The organism is Rivularia sp. UHCC 0363, assembly GCF_034931125.1.
Lineage (GTDB): Bacteria > Cyanobacteriota > Cyanobacteriia > Cyanobacteriales > Nostocaceae > Rivularia.
In genome coordinates this window covers 20,132-43,304 of sequence record NZ_JAYGHM010000020.1, presented here as the reverse complement: position 1 = coordinate 43,304, position 23,173 = coordinate 20,132, and the positions used below count along the sequence as shown (strand labels likewise).

Sequence of the window (23,173 nt, the reverse complement as noted above, 5' to 3'; positions counted from 1 at the left end):
TGAAACTTAAAAATCCTATGACGAAGTTCGTATTTGTTACTGGTGGCGTAGTTTCCAGTATCGGTAAAGGAATTGTAGCAGCTAGCCTGGGACGATTGCTAAAATCGCGTGATTATTCTGTATCGATACTCAAGCTCGATCCATATATTAATGTTGACCCAGGAACCATGAGTCCGTTTCAACATGGTGAAGTTTTCGTAACCCAAGACGGTGCTGAAACCGATTTAGATTTGGGACATTACGAACGCTTCACCGACACTTCTATGTCCCGTCTCAACAGCGTTACTACTGGTTCTATTTACCAAGCTGTAATCAACCGAGAACGGCGCGGTGACTATAACGGTGGTACCGTACAGGTAATACCTCACATCACCAACGAAATCAAAGAACGGATTACTCGCGTCGCCCAAAATACTAATCCTGATGTGGTAATCACGGAGATTGGCGGCACGGTAGGCGATATTGAATCCCTACCGTTTTTAGAAGCAATTCGGCAGTTTCGTAAGGAAGTAGGGCGGCAAAACGTGCTGTATCTCCACGTAACTTTGATACCGTGGATTGCCTCAGCTGGGGAATTGAAAACCAAACCAACTCAACATTCAGTTAAAGAACTTAGGTCTATTGGCATTCAACCAGATATACTAGTTTGCCGATGCGACCGTCAACTACCAGAAGGAATAAAAGAAAAATTATCTGCATTTTGCGACGTGCCGGTGGAATGTGTAATTCCCTGCATCGACGCTAAAAGCATTTACGAAGTACCGTTAATTTTAGAACAAGAAGGATTGGCAACCCAAACCCTTTCCCTGCTTCAGATGAAGCAACAACCACCAGATTTACAGCAATGGCAGACCTTAGTTAAGCGGATGTATAACCCCGATCATCGCGTAGAAGTTGCCATAGTTGGTAAATACGTCCAGTTGAGCGATGCTTATCTTTCTGTGGTTGAATCACTGCGTCACGCGGCGATCGCTAGTCGTGGAGAATTACATATACGCTGGATCAATTCGGAAGAATTGGAAAGCGAACCACCAGAAATTCATCTCAAGGGAGTAGATGCAATAGTCGTACCGGGAGGATTTGGTTCTCGCGGGATTGATGGTAAGATCGCCGCCATCAAATACGCTCGCGAACGGCAAATACCATTCTTGGGTTTATGTTTGGGAATGCAGTGCTGTGTAATTGAATGGGCAAGAAACGTCGCAAAGCTTAAAGATGCTCAAAGCGCCGAATTTAACGAAAATTGCCTCAATCCAGTAATTAACTTGCTACCAGAACAGCAGGATGTAGTTGACTTGGGCGGTACAATGCGTTTGGGCGTGTATCCCTGTCATATAGTTCCCGGTACTCTAGCTTTTAAATTATACCTCGAAGAAAAAACTCTCGAAAGACATCGCCATCGTTACGAATTTAATAACGCTTACCGAAACTTGTTTTTGGAATCCGGTTACTTAATTGGTGGAACTTCTCCCGACGGAAGATTAGTAGAAATAGTCGAACTCCCCGATCATCCCTTCTTCATAGCTTGTCAATTTCATCCAGAATTTTTATCGCGTCCTAACGCACCCCATCCTTTGTTTAAAGGTTTAATGCAAGCAGCTATTACCCGTTCTCGCGAACGTGACGGCTTAACAGCACCCGTCCAAGTGTCTTGAAGTTCCAGAGTATTTACTCACAACGAGAAGGCAGTCAAGGCTTTATACTCTGAGACAGAAGTGTTGCAATAAAATGTTTCCTCCAAATAATAAGGAAGGACTAAAGGAGAAGTTGTGGCGTATTGGGTAAAAATCAACTACGAAAAAAAAGAATATGTAGTTGATTTTGAGCGCGTTACAGCTTTCTGCTGCGAACCAAACGGTCGGGTGACATTTTGGTTGCCAAATAGCGCCATACCTATCGTGATTATTCCTCATAACAACCAAGAAGACTACCAAAAGATTCTGGAATACATCGAACACGTCAACAATTCCGAATCAGAGGATACTTACTGGGTAAAAATTTCTTACGAAAGAAACGAATACGTTATCAACCTCAAATGTATTTCATCTTTCTGTCACGAACGTAATGGTAGAATCACCTTCTGGTTGCCCGACAGCAGCATACCCGTAATCATCAACCCCGCAAGCAATCCCGAATCCTATGAAAAAGTCCTCGACTACATTCATCAAACAACAGGATATTCTTTATCTGAGAACTAACTGCGATCTGATTTTGGATTTTAGATTTTAGATTTTGGATTGAAGATAAGGAGTTATGAGTGAGGAGTTAGGAGTTATGAGTGAGGAGTTAGGAGTGAGGAGTGAGGAGTTATTACAATTTTAACCTTTAACCTTTAACCTTTAACCTATGCCCTATGCCTAACTATCTTCTCAAACGCTAACTTTGCAGCCCCCAACATTCCCGCACCGTTACCTAATTGCGCTTTGATGATTTGCAAATCTACGCGGGATGTGGGCATGACTCGCCGCTCAATTTCTGCTTTCATTGATGGTAAGAAAAACTCAAAACTCGCACTAATACCACCTCCAATTACAACCGCTTCAGGTGTTAGTACGTAAATTAAACTTGTGACTCCAATCCCCAAGTCGCTACCATATTCTTGCCAAAATTTCAATGCTTCCGCATCCCCGGCTTTAGCTAAAGCGCCCAATTCTGCCGGTTCTTTCCCAGTACGACGACGAATGGCAACGATCGAGGTATGCTGTTCCAACGAACCTTGATTACCGCTTTTACACTGCGGACCATCGGGAATCAAACCAATTAAACCCAACTCTCCAGCAGATCCAAAACTTCCTGAAAATAACTTACCGTCTAGGAAAATCGCTCCACCGACACCAGTTCCTAAAGTTAATAAAATAAAATTCTTGTAATAACGACCCGCACCCAACCAAGCTTCTCCCAACCCCGCGCAGTTGGCATCGTTATCTATAATTGTGGGTTTACCAATTTTTGCTTCTAAAATATCCGCTAAAAAAACATTCCGCCATTGAGGAAGGTTGATCGCAATTTTCGCAATCCGTCCCGCTGCATCCGCAGGACCCGGAGTACCCACACCGATCGCCACAGCATTTCCTTGTGGGTCAACAATAGCGATCGCATCAACAATAGCCGTTACAACCGCTTCTGGTGTTGCTGGTTGGGGAGTATTTACGGTCAACGATTTTAAACAAGCACCATCAGACGTAAATCGTCCTAACTTGATCGCCGTTCCTCCCAAATCAACACCAATTACTTGCTCAATTACTTGATTTACCACTTTTATCAATTATCAATTATCAGTTGACCAGAAGGAATCGTTAATTGATTTATCCGAATAGACTTCTTGCAAACGAAAATTAGCCACTTGAGTCGAATCAAAACTATGCTGCGATCGCAAAACCGTTACAGGAACACCCTGTAAAATCCCAGATATCGCCACAAACAACATAAAACCACCCGCAGCAGCAGCAATCAACGAAATTTTATCTTTTACCATAATTTCAATATAGGGAATGGGGAATGGGGAATTGGATATTGGAAAGAGACAAGGGGACAAGGAGAAATTAATTCCTAATCTAAAATCTAAAATTTCATAATTCCTAACTCCTAACTCCTAACTTATTGTCGTTTCCTTAAACGGGGATTGACAAACTCATTCAACCCTTCACCGAGTAGTGATAACCCTACTACCATTGTTGTTAATGCTAATCCGGGGAAAAGCGTAGTCCACCAAATCCCTGTAGGAAGTGCTGCTAAAGCTTGTTTCAAATCGTGTCCCCATTCCGGTACTTCTTCGGGAAGCCCTAATCCTAAAAAGCCCAAACCTCCCAATACTAAGATTGCATCGGCGGCGTTTAAGGTAAATAATACGGGTACGCTTTGAATTACGTTTAGAAACAAATACCGTGAAAGTACTTGCCAAGTATTAGCGCCGATCGCCTGGGCTGCTTCTACAAAAACTTCGGTTTTAACACTGACTGTATGGTTACGAACAACTCGGTAATATTGCGGAATATAGGCAATACTAATAGCAATGGCTGCATTTAAGATTCCCCGTCCTACTACAAACGCTAACGTCACAGAAAGCAGCAATCCAGGCAAGGTATAAATACTATCCATAATAAATAGCAAAACCTTATCTAATCTACCGCCAATATAACCGCTCAACATTCCCAAAGGCACGCCAACCACCATACTTAATCCAGTAGCAAGAATCACCACCTGTAATGCTGCTTGAGCGCCAAAAACAGTCCGAGAAAAGATATCGTAGCCCAAGCGACTAGTCCCAAACCAGTGTTTTAGTGAAGGTGGCGTATGAATTGGGTTATCGAGAAACTCAGTTGGGTCTTGCAGCAATCCCAAACTTTGAAGTAAAGGAGCAAACAATGCCAGGAAAATAAACACCAAGGTCATGGTTAACCCAACCAACATTAACCTTTGAGAAAGGGTAGGTTTTTTGTTAATGAAAGGAAAAAATCTCGGCAGGAAACCTTTAGCAACGGTCATAGATTGATTTTTAGTTAGGTGTTATGAGTAATGAGTTTTAAGTTATCAGAGTCACTTTGTCAACTCAAAACTCAAAAATTAATATTTAAAATTACACGCAAGTCTTAAAGAATCTGCCTCTCTTTAGAGGGCAGAGTGTCAAAACCACTGACCATTTTTACAGATCATATAGTTCCCAGTGAAGACGGAAATATACAATTTTTAGGGCATGGGGCATTAAGCATTGTTGGGAATTTAACCTCAAACGCAAAACCGCCCGCACCCTCGAAGGGTGGGGCTACACAAACAAAGCCCACCTGCGTGGGCTAATATCAGTTCGTAGGTTGGGTTAAGCGCACGAAGAGTAATGATGCTCAATAAGAAATTAACAAAAGCGCTGTAACCCAACATTTTCTGACGGTACAAGAAAATGTTGGGTTACGACACGATACTTATAAATTCGCGTTACAAGCCAAATTGATTTTCGTGCCTAACCCAACCTACAAGCTAACTCTCATCTTCAATCCAAAATCCAAAATCTAAAATCCAAAATTCCTAAACAATGCTTTCCAACAACTCGCGGTATTGACTCTTCTGTTTCACGCCTTTGAGTTCTTGCAACAATTCTTTATCTTTGAAGATTTGGACTGTAGGGGTTCCGGTGACGTTTGCTTGTTGGGCAATTTCTCGATCTTTGTCAATGTCGATTTCTACGAAGTGGATTTTACCGTCAAATTCATCCACTACTTTATTTAATATGGGTTTGAGAGTATGACAAGGCCCGCAACCGGGAGAAACGTATTTGACTATCAAAGGGCGATCGCCATCGTGAAATATTTTTCTCAGGGCATAACCACCTATGTGACGAGTAGCATTAATGTCAAAGTTATCTTCTGTGTCGGCGGCAGTTTTTTGCTCTTCCTGCGGTTTTAGCTCGTTATTTTCTGGCTGTTGACGGAATTCTTGAATCAATCCTTGGGAGGATAACCAACGTTCTGCTAACATTGCTGCCATGCATCCCGTACCTGCTGCGGTGATTGCTTGACGAAATTCGTGGTCTTGTACGTCCCCTGATGCAAATACGCCTTCGACGCTGGTTTCTACGGAGTTAGATTTGGTCACAATGTAACCGACATCATCAAGTTCTAATTGTCCTTTAAATAATGATGTGTTGGGGGTGTGTCCGATCGCATAAAATAATCCCTTGACGTGTAGTTCGCTTTCTTCCCCAGTTTTATTATTACGAACTTTGATTCCTTGCATATGATTTTCATCGCCGAATATATCCACAGATTCGGTGTTCCAATGCACTTTAATTTTAGGATTGCTTAAAACGCGGTCTTGCATAGCTTTACTGGCTCGCATTGTATCGCCACGAACTAACAAATTGACCGTATCGCCGTATTTAGTTAAGTAAATTGCTTCTTCCGCTGCCGAATCACCAGCACCAATTACGGCTAATTCCGCACCATGAAAAATCGGAGTTGCACCGTCACAAATCGCACAAGCTGAGATGCCGCGACTCCAAAATGTATGCTCACTGGGTAAACCTAAACGTTTCGCTGTTGCACCAGTTGCGATCGCAATACTATTAGTTTTAATTTCTCGCTCGGTAGAACGCACGGTAAACGGACGCTGACTTAAATCGACGGAAATTACATCCTCAGTATATAGCTCGGCACCCCAGCGTTCTGCTTGGGCTTTCATTTGATCCATCAATTCCGGGCCAGTAATTCCTGCGGGGAAACCGGGGAAATTCTCCACCTCAGTAGTTGTCATCAACTGTCCCCCCGGTAATCCCCCAGCTTCAAACCCTTCAAAGACAACAGGTTTGAGGTTGGCGCGTCCCGCATAGATTGCAGCCGTGTAACCAGCGGGGCCCGAACCGATAATTACTAAATTTTCTACTGTCGGATTTGTCATAATATTTTAAGTAAACTCATAACGACTACGGTTTATATCATAGCAAATTTTTGGGGTTGTGGGGTAGGTTGTTGAGAAACTTGTAGGCTAGGCAAAAACGGTGTAATTCTTGGCTGGTTCCCAGACTCCGGCTGGGAACCCATCCCACGAGGCTCCGCCTCCCGTCAACCCCCTAGAGGCAGAGCCTCTAAAAATGCATTCCCAGTCTGGAGGCTGGGAACGAGTTAGAGGCTGGGAACGAGTTAATAAAGCTGTAATCAGAATTAATTTTATTGTTGAGTATTTTTCCTTACCGTTTCTATATCCAGCTTTAAACGTTCTGCAACTTGCTCAACGGTTAACCCTAAATCTAATAAAATTGGAATCATTTCCAGTTTTTGATTGAGAATACCTTGCTCAATACCTTCTTCAATACCTTGCTCAATACCTTCTTCTTTAGCTTCTTGATAAACTCTACTTGTTTTCAAATTGTTAAAAGAATCTAAATTTAGCATCGCTTCAATTTCCTCTACACTTAAACTCGCAAATTTGTCAATCACCACTGCCTTTATAAATTCTAAAACTTTTTCCTTCAAGGTGGTATCGGTCAACTCTTGTTGAGCTTGACTCATCAACACTCTTGCCAACTCTCCGGTTTTTCCTTGGCTTTTATTCTCGACAATTAAACGCATTACTCCCACCGAGAGCAAGGCTTCGGGAGTTGTTGCTAATTCATCAAGATAAAACCGACGTAGATGTGGTAATAAAAAATTTAAGTATCTAGGGAAATTTCCTTCACTACTTCTGGCGTTATAAATAACAACAGCATACCAATCGTGATTTGGTGGTTGATATTGAGTTAGGTAAAGAACGATTTCAGCGGCCAATTGGTTGTAAAAATTATCATCTTGATAGGAATGAGCTTCTAAAAAATAAATTGGCTCATTCGGATGGTTTTCAGAAGTTAAAAGTAAGCCATCTAAACGAAAATTTCTCTGTTTAATTTCCGGTGCGCTGAATTTATAGATACTTGGGTCTTTTTCTAGTTGACCGATTAATTCAAAGAATAATTCGGGTATTTCTTTGAATATTTCGTAGAAAAGTGGGTCGGCGGTCATGCACTTTTTACTGGTTTAAATATCAATATAAATAGTATATAGTAGTTGACTTATTATTTAGTAATCATGTATTTCGTGGTTAACAAAAATATAATTTTAAGTTGAATTAAAGTATTTATAACAATATTAAATCGTCGTTTATAAATGGCGATCGCCACAATTCGGATTACTTCTGCAACCAAGGGAGAGCCACATCCACCGTAGGGGTTTAGCACTGCTAAACCCCTACATATGTCTTGATAATGCATTATTTTACTTGGAAACCTGCTCTCTCACCCAAGCCCGAAAAGCGCGGGTTGTTGCCATTTCCCCGTTGATTCGAGTTTCTTCAATAAACCGAGGAATTTCCTTTACAGTTACCTGAGCAAAAGTAGGGCTTTGTTCGACTTCTATATACTGCCCATCATTAAGCGTGTAAATTCGTAAAACGTTGCCATCAAATCGCCAAAATTCAGGAATGCCAATTGCAGCGTATATTTTAAACTTATCTACTTTCGGTTTGGAGTATTCGACTTCTAGCACCAAATCTGGGGGTGGATCGATATTTAGGTCTATTTTTTCTTTATTTCTAACCCGATATTCGTTTTGGATGTAATAGGTGCTGTCTGGTTCTCCACCTCGTTCCAAGTCATCTCGCGTCAAAGTTAAAGAGCCAGTGCGTTTGATTTCTAAGCTTAATTCCTCACACATTACTCCAGTAAATACTTCTATAACGCGATTTGAGTTTTCGTGTGGCATATCTGGAGCCATAATTTCTAATACTCCATTTTCGTAGGCTAATCTGGTGTTTCTAGAGCTTCCCATATCCGTTAGCATCGCTTTGAAAGTTTGCCAGCTAATGTTCTCAAGTAAAGTCCTGGTTTCTGCTGGTGTTGATATTGCCACCATATTAAAAGTACCTCGCTTAAACTGGTTGTTTCTTAGGGCTTTAACTTTCTCAAGCATTACATAATAGCCGCGTGTTGGTTAAAAGCCTTGTGAAATAACTGTGAAAAGATCGCACTCAATGTTAGAAATCAAAAAAACTGGGAATACTAATGTTTGAGTAACCCGTTTGCTTAGGGTACTAAGTTCAGACGTATCTGGGAAAAATTAATATCAGGAGAAAATTCCATGCAAGCTCAAGCATCAGATTTAGTAGAAAAAATTCGTCAGCAGTTTGATAGTGCGCCTTATCCGAGAATTTCTGTTGATGAATCTCCTAAAGATAAACCTAGTTTGCTCTATATTCATAACTTAGCAACAGCTTACTATTTAAGAAATCAAAAAGTAATAGATACCAAAGGAAAAGTAATTTTAGATGCTGGATGCGGTAGTGGGTATAAATCCCTTGTACTCGCAGAAGCTAATCCAGGGGCAAAAATTATTGGTATTGATATTTCCGAAGAATCTATTAAGTTAGCACGGCAACGTTTGGAATATCATGGTTTTGACAATGCGGAATTTCATGTTTTAGGAATAGATGATTTACCTCAAACTGATTGGGAATTCGACTATATAAATTGTGATGAACTGCTTTATCTTTTTAACGATATAGGTAATGCTTTACAAGCGATGAAAGCAGTTTTAAAGCCAGAAGGAATTATTCGTAGTAATCTACATAGCTCAATCCAACGCTTTCACTATTTTCGCGCCCAAAAAGTTTTCACCATGATGGGTTTGATGGATGTCAATCCAGAAGACTTAGAAATGGGAATTGTAGTAGAAATTATGAATGCTTTAAAAGATAAAGTTAATCTCAAAGCATTAACTTGGCATTCTAAGTATGAAGGGGAGGATAGTAAAGAAAGAATTTTAATGAATTATCTATTCCAAGGAGATAAAGGTTACACCATTACCGATATGTTCAATGGTTTTAGAGCGGCAAACTTAGAATTTATCAGTATGGTGAATTGGCGGGAATGGAATTTAGTAGATTTGTTCAAAGAGCCAGATAATTTACCTGCTTTTATTGCCATGAGTTTACCCGAATCTTCAGTAGAGGAGCAGCTACAGTTATTTGAACTAATGCATCCCGTACATAGGCTGCTTGATTTTTGGTGTGGACATCCACAGAAAGGGCAATCCTTCGTACCAGTAGAAGATTGGAGTGATTCTGAGTGGGAAGGGGCAAAGGTACATTTACATCCTCAGTTAAAAACTCCTAAATTCCGAGAAGATTTAATCGCTTGTGTTGCACAACTGCGAACATTTTCTATAAGCAATCATTTATCGCTAATTGAAGAATCTATCAGTATAGATAGCTCAACAGCGCTTTGCTTGATTCCTTTATTAGAGCAACCCCAGTCGATGATGTCGTTGATTGAGCGCTGGAAGCAAGTCAGACCTTTAAATCCGGTTACTTTAGAAGCTACCGATCAAAGTCAAGCGTTTTATTTAGTGCAACAGCTACTGCTAAGACTCGAAAGCCTCGGTTATGTGATGTTAGAGGCTTAATTGAATTTTTGAACCCTAAAAAATACGCAAGCAGGGAAAACTAGAAGTAGGCTTTGCCTTTGCATATGCAATGAAATCTCCAGTCATTCTGGGTTTTACAATCTTCCAAAAAAAAGTTTTTCCAAAATGTTAATTATTTCAGTCGAAGTGGGTAAGTTACACCTAGAACTCGATAACCCATCCCCACTTAAAGGAAACACTAATGAAAACCGAACTTAAAGCAAAGTTTTTACAAAACATTCTCCGCAACAAGAAGAAAGACGAAGGTTTTACCCTGATTGAATTGTTGGTTGTAATCATTATTATCGGTATTTTGTCAGCAATTGCACTTCCTTCTTTCTTGAACCAAGCTAACAAAGCGAAGCAGTCTGAAGCAAAGACAATTACTGGTTCTATGAATAGAACTCAGCAAGCTTACTATTTGGAAAACAATCGGTTTGCAGATAATGATAATTTTTCGAGATTAGGTCTAGGTATTAAAACGGAGACTGGAAATTACAAATACATAATTGCAGGTGGTGGTACTGGTCAGAATGTTGTTACGAACCAAGGACAACCGCTCGAAGCGACTGCTCCACTCAAAGCTTATCTTGGCGGTGTTGCGATAGTATCAGATACAGTTACAAGTGAGACAAATACGTTAGCAGTATTATGTGAAGCAAAACTAGCTAGAAATGCGACAGGGGCAGCGACAGGTGAAGAAGCAGTAACAGATGCATCTTGTCCTACTGATAAATACGAATTGATTAAGTAAAATAAAGTTGCTTAAAACTCCAGATTTTAAAGTCAGTGACCTAATTTACTTAACGAAAATTCCTATCGATATTAATCTTGAAAGGTTAATCTAGATATCTGTCACAAATGGGTAGATTTTTCTACCCATTTTGCTTTTTTAGCAAAAAATTAGATAAATTTAGTAGAAAGTAAAAACTATTTTCGATGATTAGCAATGTAAATATTTTTCAGGAACAAGCTTATCAGTATTTAATTCAAAGCAATTACAATAAAGCAACAACTTTATACGAGCAAGCAATAGCAGATGAACCTAATATCAAATCTCATTACTGGCATTTAGGTTTAGCATTACTACTACAAGGGCAAGAAACAGAAGCGCAAATGACTTGGATGCTACCTTTAACAGAGGTAGAACCAGAAGACATTGAGCTTTATACAAATGAATTAATTCAAGTTTTGCAAACCGAAGCAGAACGACGCGAAATTAAAGAAGAATATTCTACTGCTTGGGTAATTCGCCAGCATATAAGAGAAATTAATCCCGAAGATATCAACAACTTGCTCGAACTGATTCAGCTTTCCATCAAACAGGAAAGTTTAGAAGATACAACTTTAAATGATTGGGCAATAATTGAGCTATTAAAACAAGATAATAATCTAGATTTAGGATTATTGCAGCAAGTATTACAAGAGTTTCTAGAAAACGTACCTTTTCACCCTTCTACTTTAGAATTTGTAGAAGCTTGCTTAACAAACTTCTCTAATCCAGAAGATTGTTTTTGGATAATACTACCAGCGGCGATGAAAATAGGTCACACCTTAAAAAATCCCGAACTGGCAGCCCATATTTTAGAATTATATTTATGTATAGATGCTGAAAATATAGAAGCTCTAAAACATCTTTCTATTTTTAATCAAAATTACGGTAATTATTCCGAAGGCATAGAAAAAGCAAGACTATGTTATTCTTTATCGCGCACAATACCAGATAAAATTGCTGCAATTCATGTAGTTTTACGTGGATTAATGACTGCGGGTGGATATTGGCAAGAAATTAATGCAACTTGCAAAGAATTAGAAGCGCTTTTACAAGAATTTATTCAAGCTCAACCGTATCCGTTAGATGGTGTAAGAACACTTTATTTGCTGACTCCATCCTTTGCCATACCTCATATAAAAGATACACCCAAAGAATTTAGAGCAATTCATAATCGGATAGCCCAAATTTTTCAATCAAATATTCAAGCTGCTGCAAAAGAAAAAGGTATATTGAATGCACAAAATACCTGGCAATTAGAAATTGCGGCTACACAAACCAAGTCCACCTCCGTGGACTTTATCAAACCCGCGCAGGCGGGTTTTGCTTCTGTAGCCCCACAATTCCATTGTGAGGGCAATTCACCTCAACCACTAACAACTTCAACCAAGAAACTAAAAATCGGATACCTCTCTTACGCTTTAAGAAGACATTCCGTAGGTTGGTTAGCTCGTTGGCTATTTCAACATCACGATCGAGAAAAATTTGAAATAAATACCTATTTTGTTAACTATAAATTAGTAGATGATTGGTTACAAGAATGGTACGTAAATGAATCAACTAATGCTCATAAATTAGGCATGGATGGCTTAGAAATTGCTGAAAAAATAAATGAAGACGAAATTGATATTTTAATTGATTTAGATAGCATCACCTTAGATATTTCCTCTGAAGTTTTAGCACTCAAACCAGCACCAGTTCAAGCTACTTGGTTGGGTTGGGATGCATCGGGAATACCTGCTGTTGATTACTTCATTGCAGATCCTTATGTTTTACCGGATTCTGCTCAAGATTATTATTCTGAGAAAATTTGGAGATTACCTCAAACTTATATTGCCGTTGATGGTTTTGAAGTCGGTACCCCTACTTTACGTCGAGATGATTTAGATATTCCCAGCGATGCAGTTATTTATCTCAGCGCTCAAAGGGGATATAAACGCCATCCCGAAACTATAAAATGGCAAATGAAAATTATTAAAGATGTCCCAAATAGCTACTTTTTAATTAAAGGTGATGCTGAAGAAGAATCAATTAAACGCTTTTTCAATCAAATAGCAGAAGAAGAGGGAGTTGATTGCTCTCGTTTAAGATTTTTACCCCAAGTCGCTTCAGAAGCAACCCACCGCGCCAATTTAGCTATTGCTGATGTAGTACTTGACACTTACCCCTATAACGGTGCTACAACTACTCTGGAAATTCTTTGGATGTGCGTTCCTTTAGTAACAAGAGTAGGCGAACAATTTGCCGCACGTAACAGCTACACCATGATGATGAATGCTGGTATAACAGAAGGCATTGCTTGGACGGATGAAGAATATATCGAATGGGGAATTCGTTTAGGGAAAGATGCCAAGTTAAGACAAGAAATTTCTTGGAAACTGCGACAGTCGCGACAAACTGCACCGCTTTGGAATGGGAAGCAATTTACTCGTGAAATGGAGAAAGCTTACGAACAAATGTGGGCAAATCATATTAGCGCTAGGTAGGAATAAAATAAACTAAATTTACAATTAATTATTATGACACCAATTAAACTCCACATTGGAGGTAAAGAACCTCATGCTGAATGGAAAATTTTAGATATTGAACCGCGAGAAGAAGTTGATTTTATCGGTGATGCAGCCAATTTAGAAAAATTTGCAGATAATTCAATTGCAGCAATTTATGCCAGCCATGTTTTAGAGCATTTTTATTATGGAATAAATAATGAATTGCTCAATACTCTTTCTGAATGGCACCGCGTACTGCAACCGGAAGGTAAATTATACATTAGCGTACCTAATTTACAAACTCTTTGCTGGTTGTATCTACATCCATCCCTCGTACCTTTAGAAAAACATCATATTATGCGGATTATGTTTGGGGGACAAACCAACGAACATGATGTTCATAAAGTAGGATTTGACTTTGATATTTTAGCTCTGTATTTGGAAGAAGTTGGTTTTCAGCAATATGAACCCGTTTCGGAGTTTGGTTTATTTCAGGATTGCAGCAGCTTGAGAATTTCAGATACGTTAATTAGTTTAAATGTAATTGCGACAAAGCCCGCGACAAATTAAAACACTTTATATAGTTTCATATAAAGTACTTCTTAACTTAGAGTTACGACTAAGTTCTCATGATACCCAGCACCACAGCAGAACTATCACTTGAACTACATTTTTTTATCGCAATTACTACAAGGATTTTCGGCACCCCTCTCCTTAATAAGGAGAGGGGAAGGGGGTGAGGTTCTTCTTTCTATTTCATCTAAGAAAAAAATACTTTCTCTCAACTCTCGAAAAATCACAAATTTTTCAAATGAAAATAAAAACCAAATTAAATAAAGTCGTCTCAATTACCAAATTAAAAACTTTCGCTTAACACAATACGACGCAGAATTCAATTTAGATTAAACACTGACGATTTTGGAGAATTCATCAACTATTATTAATTCCATAAACTCGAACAACTAAACATCAAAGCTGGAATCTACTTCTTAGCTTAGAGTACGGCTCATCTGATGTTATCTCTGAGACACTACCGGAGATGAGCAATTATTAAATTAATGTAAAGAAAATCTTCAGATAGTATCAAAATCTAGATGTTTGCGATAATGTAAATAGCGATTAGTAAAAAGCGGTGAAGATTCCCAACTCACTATTCGCGATCGCCGCTATGCAAAATCATGCTGCAAACTGCCTGCTTAACATCGCATTTGTCATGGTTTGTATATATTGTATTGAATTAGCCAGCGGAGGATGAAAATCTTCCTTAACTGTGCTAAATCTGCGAGGTTGCTGATAAATTAATTTGTTCGATAAGTAAGTTTAATACCTTTTGCTGCTTTCAGAATATTAGTAGTGATTACCGAACAAAACTAAAATCAACAGTAACCATGTCGAATTAGTTATGCTATATTCAAGAATAGTGAGACTTGCTTTGATTGCATTACCAAACTCTATGCAGAGACCATAATTGCAAAACGAAAAGCATTTTTGATTCAAGCATTTACCTAAACTTTAAGTATTATTTCAATTGAGGTTATGACTCAACAAGTAATTCACCCAATGGTGAAATTGCAACGCAATGTGCAATCACTCGTAAATTCAAATATTATCAAGCCCACAGATAGCATCTGGAAAATTGCTTTGCTTTATGGCGACGAGTGGCAACACTGGAAACACGAGCTGGTCGATTTCGGATTTACTATGCAAGACCCCGTTAAGGATTTGTTGGCGGTAGAAGGATGGGATGAAGAATAAACTATGAAACTATCAAAGGGTGAAGAATGGTTTTTTAAAGATTTATCTTTGCCCTACCTTTTTATCAACTTATCGCGTCTACATACGCTGATTCATTCGCATTCTGCTAATGCAGCTGCAAGTTCCTTTGAGGTTTGATATCGATCGCGTGGTAGAGGTTCTGTAACCTTGTCTATTACTTCTTTTAGCATGGGTGTAATAGTGGGAACCTTGGCTACATCAAACCGAAAGCTTCTTCCTTGCTGACGATAATACTTAAACGGGTTTTCTCCTGTAAGTAGAAAAATTAAAGTTGGTCCAATAGCGTATAAGTCCGATTGAGTTAAAGGTTGTCCCCGCTCTTGTTCGGGAGCGCAATATCCTTCTGCACCGATACGAGTCCCTGGTGCAGTCCCAATCTCCTTAACAGCGCCGAAATCCAGCACAACTATACGATTGTCAAAATTTCGCACCATGAGATTAGCCGGTTTTATATCGCGGTGAATCAAAGGTGGATTTTGACTATGCAAATAATCTAAAATATTGCAGGTCTGAATCATCCATTCAATGGCTTGATTTAAAGTTACAGGTCCCTTGCGATAAACAAATTTTTCCAAATCTTGTCCGTGGATTAGCTCCATTGCCAGGTATTTTTTCTTGTCTTCCACAAAAAAATCATAATACTTGGGAATTCCAGGGTGACTGAGCAATCCTAAAGTATCCGCTTCTCGTTGAAATAATTCTTGTGCTTTAGCAATTTTTGCCATATCGGCATTCATTTGTTTCAGCACCAATAATTGGGGACGACCCGTGGTTACACCTGTCGGGTCCCAAGCTAGATAGGTAGTACCCATCCCCCCCTGTCCTAACGTTCTCAGTACTTGATAGTGACGAATCGTTAACTCTACCGATAGAGGTTTACCGCAATAAATACAAAATAAATTATCGGGGGAGTTTCCTTCATGGGTGCAGCTTACAGGTGCAGCTACAGGATTTGCAGATGTTGATCGCTGTTGGGGTTTTGGTAATTCGAGTTTCAAAATTGGACCACCCCGAGCCAATTGCAGCAAACAATTCCCCGTTATCTGGACGTGAGTGACTAAGACACCGTTTAAAAAAGTGCCGTTAGTACCGTTGCTAATAATTTCCCAATCATCACCATGACCCGGAGAATTTGTATTTCTCAGTTCAAAATGATATCGAGAAACTAAATTACTATCGAGAACAATATCATTATCTGCCGCTCGTCCAACCCGAATCACCGAGGATTCATCAAAGCACCAATTTTTTAGCGGCGTTTTATTTTGCGCTTCTAATAGGGTTAGAGTAATCACTATACTTAAGAACTATAAATAATGGGGGATAAATTCCGAAGAATGAGAAGAATTAAAAAAAACTTCAAATTTGCGATGTCTTGATTTAAACACAGATTTTATACATACTGATGCAATTTTGAATTTTAGATTTTAGAACCCTCAAAACGCAGCCAAAACGAAAATAAATTAACTGGTCATTGATAATTGTTAATTGATTACTCACAGTTGACTTTCCAAATTTGGACGGACTTTGGCGCGAATAAGTATAGCGGTAATATTGTCGTGACCATTATATTGGTTTGCTAAATCAATCAAATCCCTCACACCCTTTTCTAAATTGGCTTCCGAACTGATTAAATTAAGCAAATTACTCTGCCAATTTTTTTCCAATAAATCATTATCCGATAAACCGTCCGAAGTCAGAACGAACAGCGAATCTTCATTAATCTCTAAAAACTGTACCTCCGGAGCGATAAAATCATTATCTCTGGGTCCCAAAGCTTGAGTTAGCTGATAAGCATCCGGACGAGAATAAGCGATGCTTGATTCAACCCCACGAGAAATTTCTCTTTGACCTACTTCATGGTCTACGGTTATCTGTTCCAAACCTCCTTTACGAGTCACCCGATAAAGACGGCTATCACCTACATGAGCCACCGCGACACGAGTATCCTGGATCAAAACTACCACTAAAGTAGTACCCATACGACCGACACCAGAACGAGCATCTTCCTGGTTAATATTGTGAATCGCTTGGTTTGCTTGAAAAACTGCTTCGCGGATCACTTCTTCGCTGGGTAGTCCCTCAGATTTCCAATTTTGTTGAAAATATCGCCGCAAAGTACTTACTGCTAACTCGCTAGCAACTTCACCACCTGCGTGTCCCCCCATTCCATCGCAAAGAATATACAAACCCCGCGCTTGTGCTACTCGACTTTTGGGCAGATCGACTTTATCAATTTTTGTTTCAATGCCAAAATAGTCTTCGTTGTGGTCGCGTTGTTTACCGACATCGGTCAGCCCTGCATTTTCTAAGCTAGCTAGCTGCATCGGTAAAACTATCGTTGGTGTATCGTCAATTTTAGTTGGACTTTGTTCTAATTCATCTAGCTGTAAAATTGTCGGATTTGAATTTTCCGAAGAAGCAACAGTCACATTCTCTGCATTCTCTGAATCTTCGCTTTGGTTGTCACCTTGCAAATCTGTAGAAATTAACTGCAAGTGCGATCGCAATTCTTCAGAAGTGGCAATTTTACCGGATTCTAAATTACCCAAAAGTTCTAACAAGTTCCCAAATTGGGTACGTTGGGACTCTCTAAATAATGCTTGCCAAATTGTTCCTAAAGCTTTAATAGGTGCTTCTTCAACCGATGCTTCCGACTCTTTACGTATATCTACATACAAGCGCTGCAACCCTAACGACTGGTCTTCATCAACCCGTAAATTCATCAAATCCAACAGACTTTCACGGCAATTGAAGGGTTCTAGTAAATCCCATAGCTGCGTCATCTGAGAGAAATAATGTATAATCTGCAACGATGTAATTTTGTCATCCTGCCATAATTCCAATAAATATACCCACTCAGAACGGTCTTCAATTAGAATCACCTGCATATTCCCTAGTTGCCATGCATCATGGATAAGGGGAATTCCCAGGTTACGGTGGGGTTGTAAAGCAATATAGGTCTTAGCAAGGTTAGGAATTTTGGCTTCTGCGACTAAGGTATCGATGGATGATTGTGAATTTGCCAACATCGCATCTATTGGCGACACTTGATAAGGTTGGCAATCGATAACTTTCACGTAGGCTTGGGCATTAACGGCATTTTCAAACAAAGCTGGTAACGGTTCAAGCATTTTATAGCGTTCTTGAGAATCTAAATAAGATGCTACAAATAAACTAGGGGTTTCTTGAGGAATATTCTCTTTATCCTCCTCCACATTTTTGGTTTCTTCCCCCTCTATTTCTACCTTATCCTCTTTTTCAACATCCTTTGGATCGTCTACCGCTACTGCAACTTCCTCACCTTCCTTGATAGCGATCGCCAACCAAATCTCCGAACAAACCGTATCGCAACTGTGACACTGGATTGCATCCAGAGGAAGAAAAACACCACACTGTTGACATTCCTTTTCAGTTAAGGATGCGCCGCAGTTTTGACAAAATTTGTTGCTATTAGGATTTTCAAAATTGCACTGAGGGCAAATCAGCATTATATCCGCGTCCTTAACTCCGGCTCATTTGTGCTTGTAATCGTTACAACTAATTTTAGGACTTACGCAAAAAGGCATATTTTCTTGTAGCTGTGACACTTTGACTAATTGTTAACGTAATAATCAGGTTTTCGTGTCACGCACCAACCAAGGTCTTGTGACAATTGCGTAAGTCCTGAATTTATTAATGGTATAACCAAGTATTTATAGTTCTACCAAATAAAACAAGTGTAACTGTTTTAATTGTGACGTATATTAACTATAGCTTTGAAATATCGGCAAATTAATTGTAGGATAAATTTCTGGATGTGCAATACACAGTAAACAGGGAACAGGGAAATAGAACTGATAACTGATAACTGATAAATTATCTCTCAAGAGGTAATTCAATCGAAAATATTGTCCGATTGTCACTGCTTTCAACCTCAATAATTCCTCCCAAATGCTTAGTCAGTTTCTGCACTAATGCTAATCCTAACCCCGTACCTCCTTGTTTCCAAGGGTCATTACTAGGAATCCGGTAAAACTTATCAAAAATACGCGGTAATTCCGCAGCGGGAATTTCCACACCAGTATTTATCACTTGAAACTGAATATTATCGGATTTTACTAAAGCGCTAACAATGATTTCTTGATTTGTCGGACTAAATTTACAAGCATTAGTCAGCAATTCTACTAAAATTCGTTCTAAGCTGAAGGGGTCGCAAACTATAGATGGAAGGTTCGGTTGCAAATAAAGCTTCATATTTTGCCGACAGCAGTTACGGTTACGTGCGTGATACAACTCAACTACTCGCTCTAACCATTGAGAAACTTCAACTTTTTCTAATACTAATGGTTTAGCAATAGTATCGAGTCGCTGTAAATCGAGAAAGTTGTTAATTAAGCTAATCTCTCGTTCGCACTCATTATTTAAAATTTGAAAATAACGAGATACTTTTGATTGATGTATATTACTTGAATTACAAACTGACTCAGATGTATCGTTCGGCTGTGGTTGTTTTTCAAGCTTAATTCCCAACATTTGAATCGCCATTTTCATATTAGTTAATGGTGTGCGTAATTCGTGGGATACCGTACTTAAAAATTCATCTTTGAGACGATTGAGAGATTCCATCTCTTCTAATTGAGCTTTCGCTGCTATTTGACTTTCCCTAACTGCTACCTCTGCTTGTTTACACTCAGTAATGTCAATACAGCTACCCATATAACCAATAAAATTATCGTTAGATGAAAATCGAGGCACACCGCGATCGCAAATCCAGCGATAATCACCGTCAGCACGTTTTAAACGGTATTCTATTTCAAACTTTTGTTGCTGTTTGATTGCTTGAAAGTAGGTTGATAAATATGTATTTTTATCTTCAGGATGTAAATTCTCTAACCATCCCCATGCTAATTCTTGCTCAATTTTACGTCCTGTAAGCTTTAACCAAGAAGAATTGAAAAAGTTATGTACTCCTTTCTCATTCGTCATCCACAACATAACTGGTGTGCGATCGGCAAATTCCAGAAAACTTGGCTCGGTTGGATTTGAAACCTGAGATTTGTAAGCAGTAATATCTTCACAAACCATCAAAATTATGAGATTTTGTGATGCATCAAGAGATTTTCGTGCTGTGACTTTAACCCAAACAATATTACTATCAGGACAATTTAAACAAAATTCCTCATCTGCGACTCCTGACGTATTTTTTAATAATCCCGTCAATAGCTCCGATAGTTTTTCACGTTCAAAAAAAGCAAATAGATTAAAAATTAATGTTTGATTCAAATCCCTGGGGACATAACCCAACCGCTTTGCACCAAATTGATTTACAGATAAAATTATCCCGGTAGAATCTAAAGTAAAATAGATCCCAGGATTTTGGTCATATAAATTACGATACCAATCTAATTCTTCCTGAGTACGACACAAAGCTTCCGCTGTACAAATTTCTAAATTCGAGGTTGTTTCAGGCACAAATTCCAAGCTTGCAGATTTTGCAGAGACAAGATTTTTTTGGCGAGTTTGATAGCAGTTAAATGACTGATTTACGCTCATAAGAATGCACCCTAACGCTGATGATAATTTAATCAGAATAAAAAAATAGTATTATACAGTTTTTTGAGAACATATTTTGAAAAATGTCATGTCAAAAAATATGTAAAATAAATCACAAAATTATTTGATGTTGACCTGGTATATCTAACACCTTAATCTGACTAAAAATATTTTTTTAGTAATTAACTTACTTATTACGAATTCTAATCAAACATTGACATAAGGGGGTGATGGTTGTTATACCCTTTTACTTGGCAGCGAATTAGTAGAAAATACTAAGTTATATAAAATTTTTATTTCTTCGGGGGTGAGGTCGCGCCATTGTCCGGGGTGTAAAGTATCTAATTCAATATGTGCTATTTGGATTCGTACCAACCGTAAAGTAGGAAATCCCACAGATGCAGTCATCCGGCGGACTTGACGGTTTTTCCCTTCAGTCAAAGTCATTTCCAGCCATGCGGTAGGTACATTTTTGCGGAATCTAATCGGAGGAATGCGATCGGGTAAAAGCGGTGCTTCCGGTAGTAATTTTACCTTTGCTGGTTGAGTGTGATAATTTGCGATTGCCACACCTTGTTCTAATTTATTCAAAGCCGCAGCATCGGGGATTCTATCTACCTGTACCCAATAAGTGCGACTATGCCCAAACTGAGGATGACAAAGCCGATGTTGTAATTGTCCGTGATTTGTCAACAGTAATAACCCTTCACTATCAGCATCTAAACGTCCTACAGGATACACATCGGGAATTGAAATATAGTCTTGAAGAGTACTTTGTTCCGGCGTATCTTTAGAAAACTGGCTCAGAACACCATAAGGTTTATAAAAAATGATGTAGCGATGCTTATTTTTAGGCATTGGTAATTGGTAATTGGTAATCCAAAATATAAAACTTTAAACTCTTAACTCTTAATTTACCTATTCCCCATTCCCCATCCCCAATTCCCTAATCCCCATTCCCCATTCCCTAATAATTGATAATTGTTAAAGTATTTATCTCTATTAGCAAAAAAGTGGTAAGATATTTTCCAATATGCTAGGGGTGCCTGTTTAAAACGGGCTGAGATTACACCCTTTGCACCTGAGTCCGGGTAATACCGGCGGAGGGAAGCTGTTTATTGAGGAAACCGAATATGCGTACACAATGGGTTGTTAAGCGGCGCGGACAAGCGAATGTTTCTCAAATGCATTACGCTCGTCAAGGTGTGATTACTGAAGAAATGCACCATGTGGCCGCACGGGAAAATTTACCCGTGGAACTCATTCGCGATGAAGTGGCACGGGGTAGAATGATTATCCCAGCGAATATTAATCATACCAATTTGGAACCAATGGCGATCGGCATTGCTTCTAAATGTAAGGTAAATGCTAATATCGGCGCTTCTCCTAACTCCAGTGATCTAAGTGAAGAAGTCGATAAGCTGAAGTTAGCGGTTAAGTATGGTGCCGATACCGTCATGGATTTATCTACAGGTGGCGGAAATTTAGATGAAATTCGTACCGCGATTATCAACGCTTCACCCGTTCCCATTGGAACCGTACCAATTTACCAAGCTTTAGAAAGCGTTCACGGTAACATTGAAAGTCTCACTGCTGATGATTTTCTCAACATTATTGAGAAACACGCGCAGCAAGGTGTGGACTACATGACTATCCATGCTGGAATTTTAATTGAGCATTTGCCTTTAGTGAGAAACCGGATCACGGGGATTGTATCTCGCGGTGGTGGTATTATCGCTCGCTGGATGCTGCATCATCATAAGCAAAATCCGCTTTATACTCATTTCCAAGATATTATCGAGATTTTCAAGAAATACGATGTTTCTTTCAGCTTAGGTGATTCTTTACGTCCCGGCTGTACCCACGACGCTTCCGACGAAGCGCAATTAGCCGAACTTAAAACCTTGGGACAATTAACCCGTAAAGCTTGGGAACACGACATCCAGGTAATGGTAGAAGGTCCCGGACACGTACCGATGGATCAAATTGAATTTAACGTTAGAAAGCAGATGGAAGAATGTTCCGAAGCTCCTTTCTACGTTCTGGGTCCTTTAGTTACCGACATTGCACCCGGTTACGACCACATTACCTCAGCGATCGGTGCTGCAATGGCTGGTTGGTACGGAACTGCAATGCTTTGCTACGTAACACCAAAAGAACATTTGGGTTTACCAAACGCTGAAGATGTACGTAATGGTTTAATTGCTTACAAAATTGCAGCCCATGCGGCAGATATTGCCAGACACAGACCCGGAGCAAGAGATAGAGACGATGAGCTTTCCCACGCTCGCTACAACTTCGACTGGAATCGTCAGTTTGAATTATCGCTCGATCCCGAAAGAGCCAAAGAATATCACGACGAAACCTTACCAGCCGATATTTATAAAACCGCCGAATTTTGCTCGATGTGCGGGCCTAAATTCTGTCCCATGCAAACCAAAGTTGATGCTGATGCATTAACCGAGTTAGAGAAATTCTTAGCAAAAACAGATAAACAAGCCATAGCGCAAACTTAATTTGTCCCGAAACTAATGTAGAGACGTTGCACTGCAACGTCTTCTTAATTCTGCGTACAAACGAATCCGTAAATTATCCGGCTCCACCGAATTATTAACAAATCAAAATACGGGTAGGGGTTTAGCAATGCTAAACCCCTACGATGGATCTGTTTTTTTCAAACTCAT

The 23,173-nt window shown here is 39.3% G+C and carries 19 protein-coding genes and 1 riboswitch; of the genes, 8 read left to right on the top strand and 11 right to left on the bottom strand.

What is annotated here, in order from left to right; genetic code table 11:
* Positions 1 to 17 precede the first annotated feature (17 nt).
* Positions 18 to 1,655, top strand: coding sequence for a CTP synthase (locus tag VB797_RS13560; RefSeq protein ID WP_323238213.1), 1,638 nt, complete (start codon positions 18 to 20; stop codon positions 1,653 to 1,655).
* Positions 1,656 to 1,769: 114 nt separating this feature from the next.
* Positions 1,770 to 2,198, top strand: coding sequence for a hypothetical protein (locus VB797_RS13555; protein ID WP_323238212.1), 429 nt, complete (start codon positions 1,770 to 1,772; stop codon positions 2,196 to 2,198).
* Between the two features lie 146 nt (positions 2,199 to 2,344).
* Here VB797_RS13555 and VB797_RS13550 read toward each other — a convergent pair whose 3' ends face one another.
* From VB797_RS13550 to VB797_RS13520, 7 genes are all read right to left on the bottom strand, one after another.
* A complete protein-coding gene (locus tag VB797_RS13550; protein WP_323238211.1) occupies positions 2,345 to 3,256 on the bottom strand; it encodes an ROK family protein in 912 nt (303 codons plus the stop codon).
* A 12-nt stretch (positions 3,257 to 3,268) separates the two neighbouring features.
* Positions 3,269 to 3,475 (bottom strand): hypothetical protein, encoded by a 207-nt coding sequence (locus tag VB797_RS13545; protein WP_323238210.1) that lies wholly within the window; start codon positions 3,473 to 3,475, stop codon positions 3,269 to 3,271.
* Positions 3,476 to 3,597: 122 nt separating this feature from the next.
* Positions 3,598 to 4,485: an ABC transporter permease gene (locus VB797_RS13540; RefSeq protein ID WP_323238209.1), complete on the bottom strand. Its 888-nt coding sequence runs from the start codon at positions 4,483 to 4,485 to the stop codon at positions 3,598 to 3,600.
* A gap of 534 nt (positions 4,486 to 5,019) precedes the next feature.
* A complete protein-coding gene (gene trxB / locus VB797_RS13535; protein ID WP_323238208.1) occupies positions 5,020 to 6,387 on the bottom strand; it encodes a thioredoxin-disulfide reductase in 1,368 nt (455 codons plus the stop codon).
* A 269-nt stretch (positions 6,388 to 6,656) separates the two neighbouring features.
* Positions 6,657 to 7,484 carry an Rpn family recombination-promoting nuclease/putative transposase gene (locus tag VB797_RS13530; protein WP_323238207.1) on the bottom strand — a complete coding sequence of 276 codons (828 nt, stop codon included), beginning with the start codon at positions 7,482 to 7,484 and terminating at the stop codon, positions 6,657 to 6,659.
* A gap of 53 nt (positions 7,485 to 7,537) precedes the next feature.
* Complete coding sequence (locus VB797_RS13525) at positions 7,538 to 7,732, bottom strand: hypothetical protein (protein ID WP_323238206.1); 195 nt, start codon at positions 7,730 to 7,732, stop codon at positions 7,538 to 7,540.
* Positions 7,733 to 7,736: 4 nt separating this feature from the next.
* On the bottom strand, positions 7,737 to 8,372 hold the full coding sequence (locus VB797_RS13520; RefSeq protein ID WP_323238263.1) for a Uma2 family endonuclease: 636 nt from the start codon (positions 8,370 to 8,372) through the stop codon (positions 7,737 to 7,739).
* 225 nt (positions 8,373 to 8,597) lie between these two features.
* Here VB797_RS13520 and VB797_RS13515 point away from each other — a divergent pair, with 225 nt between their 5' ends.
* From VB797_RS13515 to VB797_RS13495, 5 genes are all read left to right on the top strand, one after another.
* The gene (locus VB797_RS13515) at positions 8,598 to 9,920 is read left to right on the top strand and encodes a class I SAM-dependent methyltransferase (RefSeq protein ID WP_323238205.1); all 1,323 of its coding nucleotides are present in this window, start codon (positions 8,598 to 8,600) and stop codon (positions 9,918 to 9,920) included.
* A gap of 202 nt (positions 9,921 to 10,122) precedes the next feature.
* The gene (locus VB797_RS13510) at positions 10,123 to 10,674 is read left to right on the top strand and encodes a type IV pilin-like G/H family protein (protein WP_323238204.1); all 552 of its coding nucleotides are present in this window, start codon (positions 10,123 to 10,125) and stop codon (positions 10,672 to 10,674) included.
* A gap of 185 nt (positions 10,675 to 10,859) precedes the next feature.
* The gene (locus VB797_RS13505) at positions 10,860 to 13,178 is read left to right on the top strand and encodes an O-linked N-acetylglucosamine transferase, SPINDLY family protein (protein ID WP_323238203.1); all 2,319 of its coding nucleotides are present in this window, start codon (positions 10,860 to 10,862) and stop codon (positions 13,176 to 13,178) included.
* A gap of 33 nt (positions 13,179 to 13,211) precedes the next feature.
* Entirely contained in the window at positions 13,212 to 13,751 is a 540-nt protein-coding gene (locus VB797_RS13500) for a class I SAM-dependent methyltransferase (RefSeq protein ID WP_323238202.1), read from the top strand.
* Positions 13,752 to 14,717: 966 nt separating this feature from the next.
* Complete coding sequence (locus VB797_RS13495; RefSeq protein WP_323238201.1) at positions 14,718 to 14,936, top strand: DUF4327 family protein; 219 nt, start codon at positions 14,718 to 14,720, stop codon at positions 14,934 to 14,936.
* Positions 14,937 to 15,028: 92 nt separating this feature from the next.
* Here VB797_RS13495 and VB797_RS13490 read toward each other — a convergent pair whose 3' ends face one another.
* The 4 genes from VB797_RS13490 to VB797_RS13475 all read right to left on the bottom strand — a co-directional run bounded on the left by VB797_RS13490 (position 15,029) and on the right by VB797_RS13475 (position 21,347).
* Positions 15,029 to 16,249, bottom strand: a complete 1,221-nt coding sequence (locus VB797_RS13490; protein ID WP_323238200.1) for a protein kinase domain-containing protein — start codon at positions 16,247 to 16,249, stop codon at positions 15,029 to 15,031.
* Between the two features lie 201 nt (positions 16,250 to 16,450).
* Positions 16,451 to 18,445 carry a serine/threonine phosphatase gene (locus tag VB797_RS13485; protein WP_323238199.1) on the bottom strand — a complete coding sequence of 665 codons (1,995 nt, stop codon included), beginning with the start codon at positions 18,443 to 18,445 and terminating at the stop codon, positions 16,451 to 16,453.
* Positions 18,446 to 18,812: 367 nt separating this feature from the next.
* A complete protein-coding gene (locus VB797_RS13480) occupies positions 18,813 to 20,489 on the bottom strand; it encodes a PAS domain-containing sensor histidine kinase (RefSeq protein ID WP_323238198.1) in 1,677 nt (558 codons plus the stop codon).
* Between the two features lie 237 nt (positions 20,490 to 20,726).
* Positions 20,727 to 21,347: a pseudouridine synthase gene (locus VB797_RS13475; protein ID WP_323238197.1), complete on the bottom strand. Its 621-nt coding sequence runs from the start codon at positions 21,345 to 21,347 to the stop codon at positions 20,727 to 20,729.
* 170 nt (positions 21,348 to 21,517) lie between these two features.
* A riboswitch (TPP riboswitch) is annotated at positions 21,518 to 21,615 on the top strand.
* Between the two features lie 7 nt (positions 21,616 to 21,622).
* On the opposite strand from VB797_RS13475, the gene thiC reads away from it, so the two are divergent.
* Positions 21,623 to 23,005, top strand: coding sequence for a phosphomethylpyrimidine synthase (gene thiC / locus VB797_RS13470; protein WP_323238196.1), 1,383 nt, complete (start codon positions 21,623 to 21,625; stop codon positions 23,003 to 23,005).
* Positions 23,006 to 23,173: the final 168 nt, after the last annotated feature.

Excerpts from the sequence above, each read along its gene's own strand:
- VB797_RS13560 (WP_323238213.1), top strand. The coding sequence starts at position 18 with ATGACGAAGTTCGTATTTGTTACTGGTGGCGTAGTTTCCAGTATCGGT.
- VB797_RS13545 (WP_323238210.1), bottom strand. The coding sequence starts at position 3,475 with ATGGTAAAAGATAAAATTTCGTTGATTGCTGCTGCTGCGGGTGGTTTT.
- VB797_RS13540 (WP_323238209.1), bottom strand. The coding sequence starts at position 4,485 with ATGACCGTTGCTAAAGGTTTCCTGCCGAGATTTTTTCCTTTCATTAAC.
- trxB (WP_323238208.1), bottom strand. The coding sequence starts at position 6,387 with ATGACAAATCCGACAGTAGAAAATTTAGTAATTATCGGTTCGGGCCCC.
- VB797_RS13530 (WP_323238207.1), bottom strand. The coding sequence starts at position 7,484 with ATGACCGCCGACCCACTTTTCTACGAAATATTCAAAGAAATACCCGAA.
- VB797_RS13525 (WP_323238206.1), bottom strand. The coding sequence starts at position 7,732 with ATGCATTATCAAGACATATGTAGGGGTTTAGCAGTGCTAAACCCCTAC.
- VB797_RS13520 (WP_323238263.1), bottom strand. The coding sequence starts at position 8,372 with ATGGTGGCAATATCAACACCAGCAGAAACCAGGACTTTACTTGAGAAC.
- VB797_RS13515 (WP_323238205.1), top strand. The coding sequence starts at position 8,598 with ATGCAAGCTCAAGCATCAGATTTAGTAGAAAAAATTCGTCAGCAGTTT.
- VB797_RS13510 (WP_323238204.1), top strand. The coding sequence starts at position 10,123 with ATGAAAACCGAACTTAAAGCAAAGTTTTTACAAAACATTCTCCGCAAC.
- VB797_RS13505 (WP_323238203.1), top strand. The coding sequence starts at position 10,860 with ATGATTAGCAATGTAAATATTTTTCAGGAACAAGCTTATCAGTATTTA.
- VB797_RS13500 (WP_323238202.1), top strand. The coding sequence starts at position 13,212 with ATGACACCAATTAAACTCCACATTGGAGGTAAAGAACCTCATGCTGAA.
- VB797_RS13495 (WP_323238201.1), top strand. The coding sequence starts at position 14,718 with ATGACTCAACAAGTAATTCACCCAATGGTGAAATTGCAACGCAATGTG.
- VB797_RS13485 (WP_323238199.1), bottom strand. The coding sequence starts at position 18,445 with ATGCTGATTTGCCCTCAGTGCAATTTTGAAAATCCTAATAGCAACAAA.
- VB797_RS13480 (WP_323238198.1), bottom strand. The coding sequence starts at position 20,489 with ATGAGCGTAAATCAGTCATTTAACTGCTATCAAACTCGCCAAAAAAAT.
- VB797_RS13475 (WP_323238197.1), bottom strand. The coding sequence starts at position 21,347 with ATGCCTAAAAATAAGCATCGCTACATCATTTTTTATAAACCTTATGGT.
- thiC (WP_323238196.1), top strand. The coding sequence starts at position 21,623 with ATGCGTACACAATGGGTTGTTAAGCGGCGCGGACAAGCGAATGTTTCT.